The organism is Streptomyces humidus, from assembly GCF_014649655.1.
Classification (GTDB): Bacteria; Actinomycetota; Actinomycetes; order Streptomycetales; family Streptomycetaceae; genus Streptomyces; species Streptomyces humidus.
In genome coordinates, this window is sequence record NZ_BMTL01000008.1 from 120,116 (window position 1) to 134,074 (window position 13,959).

Sequence of the window (13,959 nt, forward strand, 5' to 3'; positions counted from 1 at the left end):
CCGACCGGTGACCGGGCGGGTCCGCCCTCCGGGTCAGCGTAGGTCGGCGCAGTGACCGGAAACTGACCCCCGCCACCCGGCCCGGGCCGTCCGTCCTCCTCCTCCGGCCGACCGGTACCGCTCATCGGCGTGGCGGCGCCCGGTGGGCGTGCGGCGTCGCCGAGCCGGCCCCGCGCCGGGGACGACCGACCGGGCCACGGCTGTCCGTGGGCGTGCGCCGCCAGGACGCCCGGTGCTGCTGACAGTCCGTCGGCGCCGCGCCGGCGGGCGTGGACGCCGCCCTGCCGATCCGGGCCTCGAGGGAACTCCCCGAGCGGGCGGTACCCCGGGGCTCGCGGCACCGGACCGCACGGTCGCCGGGGCGGGTCGGGCGCGGGCGGCGGAGCGCCGGCGTCGCCGCACAACCCCTCCCGGCCGCAGCGGAGTCCGGGTGACCGGGCGGCGCGGCGGCCGTGCTCGTGAAAGCCGCCGCGGGGACGCGGGGAGAGCGGCGGGAGGAGGTTCGCCGGCGGGCGAAGCCGGCGGTCCGGCGAGCCCACCGGGTCCGCCCGCGGCGCTCCGGCGCGGTGGCCGTCGTCCCCGGACGTGCTGGGGCCGCCCGCGTGGCCGCAGGCCACGGGCTCCCCGGGGAGCCCGTGGTGGGGCGGCCGTGTTCTCGGACCCGGTGGAACGGCCGAGTTCGGCCGCGTACGTCCCGATCAGCACCGGCCGTCGGTACGTGTCGCCGGTCCCCTCGGCCAGCAGCCCCGCCCGCACCAGTTCGCCCAGCGGCCGGCGGACCCGCTCCACCGGCCACGCGGCCGCACGCGCGGCCGCGGCGGCGGAGACCGTCGTCCCGGGGCAGGCGGCGAGCCTGCGGAAGACGCGTGCGGCGGCCGGGGAGAGGACCCGGTACGCCGTGTCGAGGGCAGCCCGGACCTCGGGCACGGCGTTCAGCCCGGCGTCCGCGGGCTGGAACTCCTGGACCAGCGCCGCGAGCGGGAACCCTGGTCGCGCCGAGGCGCGGGCGGCGACGGAGGCCAGTGCCAGCGGCAGTCCGCCGGTCAGGTCGATGAGCGAGGCGACGGCGTTCTCCTCGGCGGTGACACGGCCCGCGCCGAGCCTGGACACCAGACAGTCGCGGGCTTCGTCGGCGTCGAAGGGCGCCAGGTCGCAGAAGCTCACGTCGCGCGTGCCGTGCGCCGTCTCCCGCATCGGGCCACGGCTGGTGACGACGGCGAGACAGCCCGCGGCCTCGGGGAGCAGATCCCTGATCTGGGCGGCATCGCGGGCGTCGTCGAGGAGGACCAGGACGCGACGGCCCGTCAGAGCCTGCCGGTAGCGCCGGACTCTCTCGCTCTCGGGTATGTCCTCCGGCCGGAGTCCGAGGGCGCGCAGAAGACCGCACAGCACCACGGCGGGGTCGGCCGGCGGAGCGTCAGGGGCATGGCCCCGCAGGTTCGCGTAGAGCCGGCCGTCCGGGAAGCCGGGGGCCGCGCGGTGCGCCCAGCGGACGGCCAGCGCGGTCTTGCCCACGCCCGGCGGTCCCGTGACGAAGATCAGCCCGCTCGGTCCGCCCGCCGTGCCGTCCGCCGTGCCGTCCGTACGCGGCAGCAGAGCCAGCTCCCGCTTCCTGCCGACGAAGACCGCGAGTCCCGGCGGGAGTTGAGCGGGCACGGCGCTTCCGGCCAACGGCTCGGCGGGTCGCCGCGCATCGGTGGACGGGGCTGGGCCGTCGGACGGGGCGAGGCCGTCGGCTACGGTCGCCGGGACGACGGCGCTCGTCGGGACGACCGCGGGCGGGCCGAGCACATGCCGGGCCGCGGCGCGCAGTTCCGGGCCCGGTTCGATGCCGAGCCGGTCCGCGAGTCGTGCCGTCACGTCCCGGTAGGCGCGCAGCGCCTCCTGCGCCCGGTCCGCCGCCTTCAGGGCGTACAGCAGGCGCGCGTGCAGCGGTTCGTCGAGGGGGCGTTCGGCGGCGCACAGACGCAGCGGCCCGAGCAGTTCGCCGGTCAGGCCGCACTGCTGTGCCGCGTCCGCGGCCTCCTTGACCACGACATGGCGCTCCCGGCCCAGCGCCTCGAAGGCGGGGGCCGTGTGCGCCGACGGCGGAAGCCCGTCGAACGGCCGGCCTTCCCAGAGTCCCAGCGCCTCGACGTACATCGCGACGCTCCGCCGGGTGAGGCCTTCGTCCCGTACCCGACGCGCGTCCTGAACGAGCTGTCTGAAACGCAGCAGGTCGAGGGAGTCGGGGTCGACCTCGATGCGGTAGCCGCCCGCTCCGCGCAGCAGCAGGCCGCCCGACACCCGCGCGGGAAGGTCGGGTTCCAGGGTCCGGCGCAGGGTGCCGACGTACCGGTAGACCAGGGTGGTCGCGCTGACCGGCGGTTCCTCGCCCCAGAGCGCGTCCACGATCTGCTCGACCTCCATCGGCTGCCCCGGGCGGGCGAGCAACAGGGCGAGCAGGGCCCGCTGCTGGGGCGGGCCCAGTTCCAGGGCGACTCCGTCGCGCCGGACACGGACCGGACCGAGCACGGAGAACCGCAGCCTCCCCCGCTCGGACGTGGTCCTGCCCTCCTCCGTGCCACCCGTGCGCATGTGCCTGGCCTTTCCCTGCGGCGCGGACGTCGTCCGTGGTCGCCGCTCATCGTTCTCGGTGTGGGTGGCATCGCCTTCGAGGAAGGCCTTCGTGGAAGGCCCGTTGAAGGCCCGTTGAAGGCCTGGATGTGCCGAACCAGCCCGTGCCACGTCGGCGCCGACGGCCTTCACCGTGGCGGCTGGACACTGCCGGGGATGCCGGTGATCAGATTGCCGTTCGAATGTCGGGAACTTGTTCCGTTCCTGTCGGGGTCCGGTGCCCCCTGCCCACATCCACGGCCGTGGCGGGAACCAGCCGTCGGCCGTCCCTACGATGGCGTCCATGTGTGCGTATGTGGTGCTCGCCGACGACGACCCGAAACAAGCCGATCTCATCCGCCTGTACCTGGAGCGAGAGGGCCATTCGGTCGGCGTCGTCCACGACGGGCGGGCCGCGCTGGACGAGATCCGGCGGCGCATGCCCGATCTCGTGGTGCTGGACTGGATGATGCCGCGCGTGGACGGTCTGGACGTGTGCCGGGTGCTGCGCAGGGAGTCCGACGTCCCGGTCCTGATGCTCACGGCGCGCGCCGAGGAGGACGACCTGCTGCTCGCCCTCGACCTGGGCGCCGACGACTACATGACCAAGCCGTGCAGTCCGCGGGAACTGGTCGCCCGGGTCCGCACCCTGCTGAGACGCGCCGGGCAGACGGCGGCCCCCGGCGCCGCCCGGAGAACCGAGCCCGCGTTCGAGGAGAGCGACCCGGTGTACGTCGTGGGTTCCCTCGTGGTCGACCCGGCCCGGTTCGAGATACGGGTGGAGGGACGTCCGGTCGACTGCACGCCCGGTGAGTTCCGTGTGCTCGAGGTGCTGGTCTCGGCTCCGGGGCGGGTGTTCTCGAGGAAACAGATCCTGGAACACCTGCACGGCATCGACCGCTATGTCACCACGCGCACGGTCGACGGTCATGTCATGAACCTCCGCCGCAAGATCGAACGCGATCCGTCCCGGCCCGAGCGGCTGCTCACGGTCTACGGCGTGGGTTACAAGGCCGCCGAACCCGGCCCCACGGCCGAGTCCGACGACGCGGCCGGCACCCGTGCGCGGTGACCTGTCCCTGCGCGGGAGTCTGCGCTCACGGCTGCTGATGCTGTCCGTCCTGGTCTCCCTGTGCTCGATCGTCGCCACCGCCTGGCTCGTCGTCAGCGTCACCGCGGTCGCCATCGGGCGTGAGCGCGGCCAGGCCATCGCCGAGGACGCCCGGGTGTACGACACGCTCGTCGGCTTCGCCGCGACGCACCCGGACTGGAGGGGGGTCGAGCCGACGGTCCGGTCCCTCTCACTGCAGACCGGCCGCCGTATCACCCTGACCGACGAGAACCGTCGTCTGCTGGCGGACTCCGACGGCGCGGGCCGCACGCCGGCCAGGTCGCTGCCCGACACGCCGTCGGCGACCGTCGACGCGCTCGCCGTGGACACCACGCTCGTCGCCCGCCACGGCGGCAGGACGTCCGACCGCATCGATCCGCGGGCCGTCGGTCCCTTCCGGTTGACCGCCCAGGAGAAGGCGTTCCTCCAGGCCGCTGCGACGCGGGTCGAGCGCTGTTTCCGCGAGGGGAGCGTGCCGTCCGACGTCGAGATCGTGCAGACTCCGAACGGGCGGCCGGAGATCGAGCTCGACGGCCGGCCTCTGGACCTCGGCGACCGGTGCGGGGTCGATGTCCTGCTCGAACGCACGCCCACGGAGAGCAGGGCGCTCGCTCAGCTGGGCAAGCTCGTCAACAGCTGTCTCGCCGCCCGTCATGCCGCGCCGGTACAGCTCGCCGACAACCTGACGTGGACCCCCTCCACCGCCCGCGGCGCTCCGAACAGCCGTGCGGTGACGTCCTGTCTCTCCACGGCGTCGCGCGACCAGCTCGACCCTTACGTGGCGCCTGCGGCGCTGCTCTTCGCCACCGCGCCCGAGCGGAAGATCGCCACCTTCTTCGATCTGTCCGACGCCAACCGCCTGAGGATCGCCGGAGTCACCGCCGCGGTGCTGCTCATCACGGTGACGGTCACCTTCGTCGCCGGCACGCGCATGGTCAGGCCGTTGCGCGCCCTGACCGGCGCGGCACAGCGGATGGCAGAAGGGGACGAGGACGCCCATGTCGAGGTGAGCGGCGGCGACGAGTTCGGCAGGCTCGCCGCGGCCTTCAACCTCATGTCGAGCCGGCGCCGGCAACTGGAGCAACTGCGCCGGGCGCTGGTCAGCGACGTGGCCCACGAGCTGCGCACCCCGCTCAGCAACGTCCGGGGCTGGCTGGAGGCCGTCGAGGACGGTGTCGTCCCCGCGGACAAGAGCCTCATCTCCTCGCTGCTGGAGGAGGCGCTGCTGCTTCAGCACATCATCGACGACCTGCGCGACCTCGCGGCAGCCGACGCCGGTGCGCTGAGGGTGCACCCGGAGGACGTGGACGCGGCCGCGCTGGTCGCCCAGGTCGCGCGGGCCCACCAGGGCAGCGCGGGGGCCGCGGGAGTGGAGCTGCGGGTGCGGTCCGGGGAGGAACGGCCGTTCCTGCGCGCGGACCCGGTGCGACTGCGTCAGGCGATCGGGAACCTCGTGTCCAACGGCATACGGCACACGCCCGCCGGCGGGTCGGTCACCCTCTCCGTCCGCCACGGGGGCGGTGACGTGGTGTTCGGCGTCGAGGACACCGGCTCCGGCATCAGCGAGGAGGACCTGGCCAAGGTGTTCGACCGGTTCTGGCGTGCGGAGAAGTCGCGCAGCCGGCAGGGCGGCGGAAGCGGGCTGGGCCTGTCCATCGTCCGCAAACTCGTCGAGGCGCACGGCGGCAGCGTGCACGCGTCGAGCGTTCCCGGACAGGGCTCCGTCTTCTCGCTCCGGCTGCCCGGCCCGTCGGCCGGGCAGCCGGAGTCGTGGAACCGGCCGCCGCCACCGCCCTCTTGAGACGGGGTGGGTCAGCGGGCCGCCGGCCGGGGCAGGCCCGCCGGGTACAGGTACCGGTCGGGAGGAACCTGCGTGCCGCGCGCCCAGGCGGTGAAGAAGCCCCGCAGGTCCTGGTGGGACAGTTCGGCGGCCAGGGCCTCGAACCGGGGCCACGAGGCGTTGCCGTAACGGTGTTCGGCCGGCCAGGCTCGCAGGAGGTCGAAGAACGCCTGGTCGCCGACCGTGCGTCGCAGGGCGTGCAGCATCAGCGGCCCTCGCGCGTACAGCGCGGAGTCGAGCTCCCGGCCGGGTCCGGGGTCGTACAGCGGGACGCGCCAGAACGCCGGATCGGCGCGGTGCTCCTCCACCGTGGGCAGGTAGTAGTCGCGGTCGACGTCGTCGCCCTGGTGCTCGTACCACAGCCACTGGGCGTACTGGGCGACGCACTCGGCGACGCACGTGTCACGCCAGTCGGTGAAGGACACGCTGTCGCCGTACCACTGGTGGGCGATCTCGTGCACCATCGCGACGTCGAAGAGACCCGAGTCGTACGTCGGGCGGCTCTGGGTCTCCAGGTCGGCCGGGCCTGCGCCGGAGCGTCCGGTCAGCACGAGGGCCCCGGCCGAGGAGAACGGGTACGGGCCGAACCGGGAGGCCAGGAAGCCGATGATGTCCTCCTGCAGCGCCTCGGCGTCCGGGTCGATCAGCGCGTCGGGGCTGTACGCGTTGACGACCGGGGTTCCGTCGGGCAGTTCGGAGGTGCGCACGGTGAACCGGTCGACGGCCACCGTGCTGACGTAGGTGGCGAGGGGGCGGTCCTCGTACCAGCGGAAAGTGCGACGCCCCGCGCCGTCCTGGGTCACCGGGCCGGGCCGGCCGTTGCCGACGGCGCTCCAGCCGTCGGGGACGGTGGCCGTGAGGCGGAAGGTGGCCTTGTCGGACGGGTGGTCGTTGGCCGGGTACCAGGAGGTGGCCGCGTGCGGCTCACCGCTGACGGAGAAGCCGCCGTCGGTCAGGGAGTGCCAGCCGCCGCCGACCGGCCTGCCCGAATACCGCACGCGTACGGAGAAGTCGTCGCCTTTGCGCAGCTCGCGGGCCGGGGTGATGACCAGCTCGTGCTCCCCCTCGCGTGCCACCGAGCGGGCGCCGCGGCCGTCGACCGTCACGGACGACACGTCGAACCCCGTCAGGTCCAGGTGGAACCGGCCCAGATCCGTCAGGGCGCGCGCGGTGATCGTGGTGTCGCCGGTCAGATGGTCGGGGCGGGCCGGGTCGTAGGCGATGCGGACGTCGTACTGGGCCACGTCGTAACCGGAGTTGCCGTCCGTGGGGAAGTACGGATCTCCCAGGCCCGCGCCGCCGTCGGCCGCTGACGCGGGCGCCAGGCCGGTGAGCATGCACAGGGCGAGGGCCACGAGCGGCGGGGCCACGAGCCGCCTCATCGGCTGCCCTTCGCCAGGGCGAGCTGCCAGGTGACGTCGAGCACGGCGTTGGTGCTGGCGGTCTGCACGGCCGGGTCCACGTTGTGGATGTCGTCACAGGCGCTGTGGATGCAGTCGGAGATGCCGGTGGTGAAGCCGGCGACGGGAATGCCCGCGGCCGCGAAGGACCGGTCGTCGGAGCCCGTGTCGCCGATGTCGAAGGTCGGTGTCGAGCGGGCGGCGAAGTACCTCTCGAAGGCCTCGGTCGACTCCACGGCGCCTTCGGCCTCGGACGGGTCGTGGGTGACCAGCCAGGTCGTGGTGTTCCGGGAACCGGCCTGGTCGAAGTTGAGGTACGCGCGGATCGAGGAACGCTCGGCGGGCGACAGGGCGTTCACGTAGTGGCCCGAACCGAACAGGCCGCCCTCCTCCGCACCCCACCACGCGAACCGGAGGTGCCGCTCGGTCTTGAGGTGGGCCTGGGCGACGGCGACCGCGGTCGCGAGCACGGCGGCCGAGCCGGAACCGTTGTCGTTGATGCCGGGACCGGCCAGGACGCTGTCCAGATGCGCTCCCACCAGGAGGGTGTTCCGCGTGTCGCCGCCCGGCCAGTCGGCGATGATGTTGTATCCCGTGGCGCCGGCGTGCGTGAAGGGCTGGAGGACCGTGCGGTAACCCGCTTCGTCCAGTTTCCGCTTCACGTAGGACACCGACTCCCGGTAACCCGGTGTGCCGTGCGCCCGGTTGCCGCCGTTGCGGTCGGCGATCGCCTGAAGGTCCGTCAGGTACGGCATGACGCGCTGGGCCGTGACGACCGGCGGGCCCGGGACGCGGGAGGCCGGGGCCGCCGCGGTGGCCCCGACGGGGGTCGCGCCGACGGGCGTGGCGCCGAGCAGGCCGGCGCACAGGGCGCCGACGGCGGCGCAGCGCAGGAACGGGCGGGATGCCATGAGAGGGCTCTCCTGTCACTCGTGGATCGGACGGCCACGAAGCTAGGGAGGCCGCGTCAGGTTCCCGTCGGGAAGACGTCGGCGGCCGGTGGGTGTGCGGTGGCCGCACCAAAACCGAAGCCGGAACGGACCGGCAACGGTTGCCGACCGTTTCCCGACACATGGCGCGGACCATGAGGCGCATGGACCACTTCGACATCGCGAGCCGCCGCCGCGTGCTCGGCGCCGCCGTCGTCGCCGCCGGCGCCCTCCTGCTCACCGGCTGCGGCGGTTCGGGCGAATCCGGCGACTCCGGCGGCAAGGGATCGGCGCGGCAGGACGTGGCGTCCCTGCACAGTGACGCGCCCGACGGCAAGGCGACCGCGCAGGCCGCTCCGTCCTCCGACGACGGCCGTCCCCAACTCCGTCTCGACAGCTCCGAGGAGGAGAAGAACCGCTACTGGCACATCTACGCCCAGTGCCTGAAGGAACACGGGCACAAGATGATCGCGGTGCGCGGCCCGGACTCCGTCGACGACACCGACCACAGCGCCACGGCCAAGGCGGCCACCAAGGCCTGCGCGAGCAAACTGCCGCTGCAGCCGCCGGAGATGGACGAGTCGACGAACCCGCACTACGACGACGACTACCGCGCCTACGTGAAGTGCCTGAACCGGAAAGGGCTCAAGGTCACCGCGCTGCCGGACAACTCCGGCTGGACCTACGACGGCAACACCACGCTGAGCGCGGACCAGCAGACCCAGGTGGACAAGAGCTGCACCCTGGAGGCGTTCGGTGGCAAGACACAGTAAGGGCGTCGTCGCGCTGAGCGTCCTGCTGGTCGCCGGTGTCACGGGCGGAGGCGCATGGGTGTGGCGCGACGCCCATGCCGGGCAGGGCACCAGGGCCGCGGCCCCCGACCGGGTGCGGACCGCCACCGTCACCAGGACCGACCTCTCCGACAGCCGCACCCTGCCGGGCACCCTCGGCTTCGGCACACCGCACACCCTCAAGGGCGCGGGCAAGGGCATCGTGACCCGGCTGCCGAAGCCCGGCGCGCGGGCGGTCAGGGGCAAGGCGCTGTACCGGATCGACGACCGGCCCGTCCCCGTCTTCTTCGGTGACACGCCGTTCTTCCGCACCCTGGCCAAGACGGGGGTGCGCGGCCACGACGTGAGCGTCCTCGGGGACAACCTGCGAGCGCTCGGCTACGAGACCGGCGCCGCCGTCACCTCCAGGAAGACCGGCGACGGCGATGAGGGCGAGGAGTTCACCCCCGCCCTCGCCGCGGCTCTCGAGCGGTGGCAGCACGACACCGGGCAGGCCGCCACAGGCGCCCTCGCCCCCGGTCAGGCCGTCGTCCTGCCCGGACCGGTGCGCGTCGACACAGTGCAGGCGCAACCGGGCGACCCGGCCGACGGCCCGCTGCTCACCTACACCTCCGCCGCCAAGACCGTCACCGTTGCGATGGAGGCGACCGCCGTGGGGACCGTCAAGGCAGGCAACAGGGCTGCCGTCACGCTGCCCGACGGCAGGACGATCCGCGGCACCGTCACCTCACTCGGCCGCACCGTACAGGGCGGCTCCGCCCAGGACTCCGCGCAGCAGACCGGGCCGGCCACCGTCGACGTGACGGTGGTCCCGGACCGGGCGACGGACGTGCAGAGCCTGGACGCGGCAGCGGTGCAGGTGCGGTTCGACAGCACCACGCGCAAAGGCGTCCTCGCCGTGCCCGTGGGGGCGCTGGTCGCGCTGCGGGAGGGCGGGTACGCCGTGCAGCGCCCGGACGGCACACTGATCGCGGTGACGACGGGCATGTTCGCGGGCGGCCTGGTCGAGGTGAGCGGCAAGGGAGTGGCCGCCGGCGCCGAGGTCGTGACGGCATCGTGAACACCCTCGCCATGACCTCGGCGCCGGCCGCCGGCTCCACGGCCCCCGTCCTCCGCCTCGAGGAGGTCACCAAGAGCCACCCGGGCGGTGTCACGGCACTGGACCGTGTCTCGCTCCGCGTCGACGAGGGCGAACTCGTCGCGATCGTCGGCCCGTCCGGCTCGGGCAAGTCGACGCTGCTGCACATCATGGGCACCCTGGACCGGCCGACGAGCGGCACCGTCCGCATCGCGGGACACGAAGTCCACACCATGAGCGACCGTCACCTCTCCGCGCTGCGGGCGCGTCACCTGGGCTTCGTCTTCCAGCACTTCCACCTCACCGACGGGCTCGACGCCACGGAGAACGTCGCCACCGGCCTGCTCTACGCGGGCGTCCCCCGTCGCAGGCGGGCGCCCCTCGCACGGGAGGCGCTGGCCAGGGTGGGCCTCGAACACCGGCGCTCCCACCTTCCCCAGCAGCTGTCCGGGGGTGAGCGCCAACGGGTCGCCATCGCGCGTGCCCTGGTCAACTGGCCCGCGCTCGTGCTGGCCGACGAGCCGACGGGCGCGCTGGACGCGGCCAACGGGGAGGCCGTCCTGCGGTTGCTCGTCGAACTCAACGCGCAGGGCACGACCATCGCCCTGATCACCCACGACCGCGACATCGCGGCTCGCCTCCCCCGCCGGGTGGAACTGCGCGACGGCCGCATCACGGCCGACGTCAGCGGGGTGAGTGCCCGATGACGCGCCCGCTGCAGGACCCCGGGCCCCGCACGGTTCGGCTGACCTTCGCCGACGTCCTCCGGCTCGGCCTGCTCGGCATCCGCACCCGCGGTCCACGCGCCGCGCTGTCCGCGCTCGGCATCTCCATCGGCATCGCGACCCTCGTCGTCGTGACCGCCGTTCCCGCCTCCAGCCAGCGGGCCCTGTTGGAACAGCTGTCCGCGCTCGGCACGAACATGCTGCGCGTGGCGCCGCCGACGGACGGCGATCCCCCGGTCGTCCTGCCCGCGACCGCGGACGCCATGGCCGCCCGTATCGGCCCGGTGACCAGCGCGAGCGCCGTGGCCAACACCCACAAGACCGTTCTGCGCTCGGACCGCGCCGACCCGTCCGACGCCTCGGGCATCAGTGTGCTCGCCGCCCGCACCGACCTCCTGAAGTCGGTCCACGGGACGGTGCGTTCCGGCTCGTTCCTGTCGCCCACCGCCGGACGGTTCCCGACCGTGGTCCTGGGCTCCCGGGCCGCCGCCCGGCTCGGCTACGACCGGGTCCGGCCCGGCCAGGAGACCGGACAGGTCTACATCGACGGCCACTGGTTCACCGTCGTCGGCATCCTCGACCCGCTGCCGCTCGCCCCCGACCTCGACGCCTCCGTCCTGGTCGGCTGGGACGCGGCCCGCGAACAGCTCCGGTTCGACGGCCATCCCACCGTCGTCTACGTCACCGCCCGTGAGTCGCAGATCGAGGCCGTCCGCGCGGTGCTGCCCGCCACGGTCTACCCGCAGCTGCCGGGGCTCGTCCAGGTCAGCCGCCCTTCGGACGCCCTGGCCGCCAAGCGCGCCACCCAGGCGACCCTGTCGGTCCTGCTGCTCGGACTCGCGGGCGTGGCGCTCCTCGTGGGCGGCGTGGGCGTGGCCAACACCATGGTCGTCTCGGTGCTGGAGCGGCGCCGCGAGATCGGTCTGCGCCGGGCGCTGGGCGCCAGTCGCGGCCAGATCAGGGGGCAGTTCATGGCGGAGTCGGTGGCCCTGTCCGCGCTGGGCGGATGTGCGGGCACGGCCCTCGGCGCGGCGGTGGCGGCGGGGTACGCCATGTCCCAGTCGTGGCCCGTGGTCTTCCCGCGCCTCGCGCTCGTCGCGGGCGTCCTGGGCGCGGTCGCCGTCGGGGTGGCCGCGGGTCTGTATCCCGCCGTACGCGCCTCCAGACTGCCCCCGACGGAGGCGCTGGCGGCGGTGTGAGGCAGGTGCGCCCCGGTCGCACACGATCGCGTGGACGCTGTCGGTTCGGATCGACCGACAGCGTCACACGTTGTCGTGGCGGCCGGGGCCGTGGGGCCGGCGCACGCGGTCAGGGGGTCCCTGTCGCAGGCGCCGGTTCCGGTGCCGTCAGCCGGCCAGGGCGGCCAGGGTGGCGTCCAGGTCCGTCGCCTTCGGCTGGTTGTGGGGAAGCCTGGAGAGGATCTTGGCCATGCCGCAGGTGTTGGTCAGCGCGGAGAAGACCAGGCCGCCCGCGACCCCGGCGGACAGCAGGCGCGCCGCGCTCCAGCGCTGTCCGGCGATCACGCCGGCCAGGACGAGGGATCCGGCGGCGAGGCGGACCTGGCGGTCCATGGCCCACGGGGTGCGAGCGCCGGCGGGGCGGTGGGTGTCGTGGCCGAGCTGGGTCCAGGCGCTGGTGCCGCCGGTGAGAGTGGCGGCGGCGAGGCCCTGATCGGCCAGACGCCGACAGGCGGCCTCGGAGCGGGAGCCGGAGGCGCACACGATGAGGAGGTCGCCGCGACCGGCGGCGACCTTCAGCGCGGGCAGGGCGGCGTCGAGGTGGTCGAGGGGGATGTTGTGGGCGCCGGGCAGGTGGCCGGAGGCGTACTCGCCGGGGGTGCGCACGTCGATGACGGTCAGCTCGTGCAGGCGGGCGTCGGCCTGCTCGGCGGTGAGGGCGGTGTTGGGTGCCATGAGGTACTTTCCTTTGCGCTGTCGGGGTTACCCCTTCGATAGGATACCCAAGGGGGTATCTCGAAGGAGTGTGGGTCGTGGAGCTGGCGATGGCGGCTGAGGAACTGAAGACGGTGGTCAACCGGCTGCGCAGGGCGCAGGGGCAGATCGCCGGCGTGATCAAGATGATCGAGGAGGGCCGGGACTGCGAGGACGTGGTCACCCAGCTCGCGGCCGCGTCCCGGGCGTTGGACAAGGCGGGTTTCGCGATCATCGCCACCGGACTGGAGCACTGCCTGACCGATGCCGACATGGCTGCTTCCGGTGACCGGGAGCAGATGCGCGCCAGGCTGGAGAAGCTGTTCCTCTCCCTGGCCTGAGCCCGGGCGCCGCGGCGCCCGCCCGTCCACCGGCCCGGCCCGTCAGGTGAGGGCGTCGGCCAGCATGAAGGCGGCCACCGCCAGCAGCACGAAGGCGAAGGTGCGCTGCAGGAGCCTGCCGGTGACCTTGGCGGCCAGCCGTTTGCCGTCCCAGGCGCCGAGGACCGCTGCCCCGATGAAGGGGCCGATCACCGCCCAGTCGATGCCGACGGCCGTCGCCCCGCGGGTGGTCAGGGAGGCCAGCGAGTTCGCCGAGATGACCAGCAGGCTGGTGCCGACGGCGGCCTGCATCTCGAACGCCAGCACCGTGACCAGGGCCGGGACGGCGAGGAAGCCTCCGCCGACCCCCAGCAGTCCGGTCAGCGCGCCCAGACCGGCGCCGGTCCCGGCCGCCCTGGCGGGCCTGGTGGCGCCGGCTGCCGGGGCGGTGACGACCTGACGGGGGCGCAGCATTCTGACGGCGGCGAGCGCGGCGACGGCGGCGAACGCGGTGGTCAGCACCGGCTGGGGCAGCCGGGCCGAGGCGGCTCCGGCCGCGGCGGCGGGCAGCAGTCCGGCCGCCGCGAAGAGGAGGCCGGATCTCCAGCGGACGTTGCCGGTGCGGGCGTGGGCGTACAGGGCGGTGAGCGAGGTGGCGGTGACGATGATCAGGCTGGCGGTGGTGGCCGCGGCCGGGGTGAAGCCGAGCAGGTAGATCAGTGCGGGCACCGCCAGGACGCTGCCGCCCCCGCCGAGCGCGCCGAGCGCGAGTCCGACCACGGCCCCGGCGATGAGGGCCAGGATCAACGCGCTCACGTGATGACACCTCCGCTGCCGCCCCGGCCTCCGGTGACGGGCAGGCCCGCCCGCGCCCATGCGGTCATCCCGCCGCTGACGTCGGTGGCTTCGACGCCGCGTCCGGCCAGCAGTGCGGCCGCCCGCCGTGAGCGGTGACCGGAGCGGCAGATCGTGATGACCGGGGCGCCCTGCGCACCGCCCGGGAGCGGGGCCCCGGCCAGCAGGCGGGACAGGGGCAGGTGCAGCGCGCCGGGCGCGTGCCCCGCCTTCCACTCCGGTGTTTCGCGGACGTCCAGCAGGACGGCCTCGCCGCCATCGGTGCGCTGACGGGCTTGCCGGGGGGTGAGACGGCCGGGGCCGCGGCGGGGATGCGAGAACGTCGAGAACAGCGAAGACAGCGAGAAAGGCATCGTCGATCACTTTCGTGCGGGTGGTGCGGGA

The 13,959-nt window shown here is 73.8% G+C and carries 13 protein-coding genes; 7 read left to right on the forward strand and 6 right to left on the reverse strand.

Translation table 11 applies throughout. The features are described 5' to 3' along the window. Positions 1–33: 33 nt before the first annotated feature. Complete coding sequence (locus IE239_RS11520; protein ID WP_190149152.1) at positions 34–2,577, reverse strand: AfsR/SARP family transcriptional regulator; 2,544 nt, start codon at positions 2,575–2,577, stop codon at positions 34–36. 322 nt (positions 2,578–2,899) lie between these two features. Between IE239_RS11520 and IE239_RS11525 the strand changes: the two genes are divergently transcribed. Both IE239_RS11525 and IE239_RS11530 read left to right on the forward strand, forming a co-directional pair. Beyond that, on the forward strand, positions 2,900–3,667 hold the full coding sequence (locus IE239_RS11525) for a response regulator transcription factor (protein ID WP_190149153.1): 768 nt from the start codon (positions 2,900–2,902) through the stop codon (positions 3,665–3,667). Further along, a complete protein-coding gene (locus IE239_RS11530) occupies positions 3,657–5,507 on the forward strand; it encodes a HAMP domain-containing sensor histidine kinase (RefSeq protein WP_190149154.1) in 1,851 nt (616 codons plus the stop codon). Before IE239_RS11525 ends, IE239_RS11530 begins: the two co-directional genes overlap by 11 nt. 11 nt (positions 5,508–5,518) lie before the next feature. Here IE239_RS11530 and IE239_RS11535 read toward each other — a convergent pair whose 3' ends face one another. Both IE239_RS11535 and IE239_RS11540 read right to left on the reverse strand, forming a co-directional pair. Next, positions 5,519–6,928, reverse strand: coding sequence for a M1 family metallopeptidase (locus tag IE239_RS11535; RefSeq protein WP_190149155.1), 1,410 nt, complete (start codon positions 6,926–6,928; stop codon positions 5,519–5,521). Continuing rightward, entirely contained in the window at positions 6,925–7,857 is a 933-nt protein-coding gene (locus tag IE239_RS11540; protein WP_190149156.1) for a M20/M25/M40 family metallo-hydrolase, read from the reverse strand. Before IE239_RS11540 ends, IE239_RS11535 begins: the two co-directional genes overlap by 4 nt. Positions 7,858–8,039: 182 nt before the next feature. On the opposite strand from IE239_RS11540, the gene IE239_RS11545 reads away from it, so the two are divergent. Genes IE239_RS11545 through IE239_RS11560 form a run of 4 tightly spaced genes read left to right on the forward strand, consistent with a single transcriptional unit; the run spans position 8,040 to position 11,668 of the window. Further along, positions 8,040–8,648, forward strand: coding sequence for a hypothetical protein (locus IE239_RS11545; protein ID WP_190149157.1), 609 nt, complete (start codon positions 8,040–8,042; stop codon positions 8,646–8,648). Beyond that, entirely contained in the window at positions 8,632–9,726 is a 1,095-nt protein-coding gene (locus tag IE239_RS11550) for an efflux RND transporter periplasmic adaptor subunit (protein WP_190149158.1), read from the forward strand. The genes IE239_RS11545 and IE239_RS11550 overlap by 17 nt, the downstream gene beginning before the upstream one ends. An 11-nt stretch (positions 9,727–9,737) precedes the next feature. Further along, entirely contained in the window at positions 9,738–10,451 is a 714-nt protein-coding gene (locus IE239_RS11555; RefSeq protein ID WP_190149305.1) for an ABC transporter ATP-binding protein, read from the forward strand. Beyond that, entirely contained in the window at positions 10,448–11,668 is a 1,221-nt protein-coding gene (locus tag IE239_RS11560) for an ABC transporter permease (protein WP_190149159.1), read from the forward strand. The genes IE239_RS11555 and IE239_RS11560 overlap by 4 nt, the downstream gene beginning before the upstream one ends. Before the next feature lie 147 nt (positions 11,669–11,815). Here IE239_RS11560 and IE239_RS11565 read toward each other — a convergent pair whose 3' ends face one another. Next, positions 11,816–12,382, reverse strand: coding sequence for a rhodanese-like domain-containing protein (locus IE239_RS11565; RefSeq protein WP_190149160.1), 567 nt, complete (start codon positions 12,380–12,382; stop codon positions 11,816–11,818). 77 nt (positions 12,383–12,459) lie between these two features. Here IE239_RS11565 and IE239_RS11570 point away from each other — a divergent pair, with 77 nt between their 5' ends. Continuing rightward, a complete protein-coding gene (locus IE239_RS11570) occupies positions 12,460–12,741 on the forward strand; it encodes a metal-sensitive transcriptional regulator (protein ID WP_190149161.1) in 282 nt (93 codons plus the stop codon). Between the two features lie 42 nt (positions 12,742–12,783). Here the strand turns inward: IE239_RS11570 and IE239_RS11575 are convergent, their stop codons facing one another. Together IE239_RS11575 and IE239_RS11580 are read right to left on the reverse strand one after the other, a co-directional pair. After that, positions 12,784–13,536, reverse strand: a complete 753-nt coding sequence (locus tag IE239_RS11575) for a sulfite exporter TauE/SafE family protein (RefSeq protein ID WP_190149162.1) — start codon at positions 13,534–13,536, stop codon at positions 12,784–12,786. Further along, on the reverse strand, positions 13,533–13,928 hold the full coding sequence (locus tag IE239_RS11580; RefSeq protein WP_190149163.1) for a rhodanese-like domain-containing protein: 396 nt from the start codon (positions 13,926–13,928) through the stop codon (positions 13,533–13,535). Before IE239_RS11580 ends, IE239_RS11575 begins: the two co-directional genes overlap by 4 nt. Positions 13,929–13,959 lie beyond the last annotated feature (31 nt).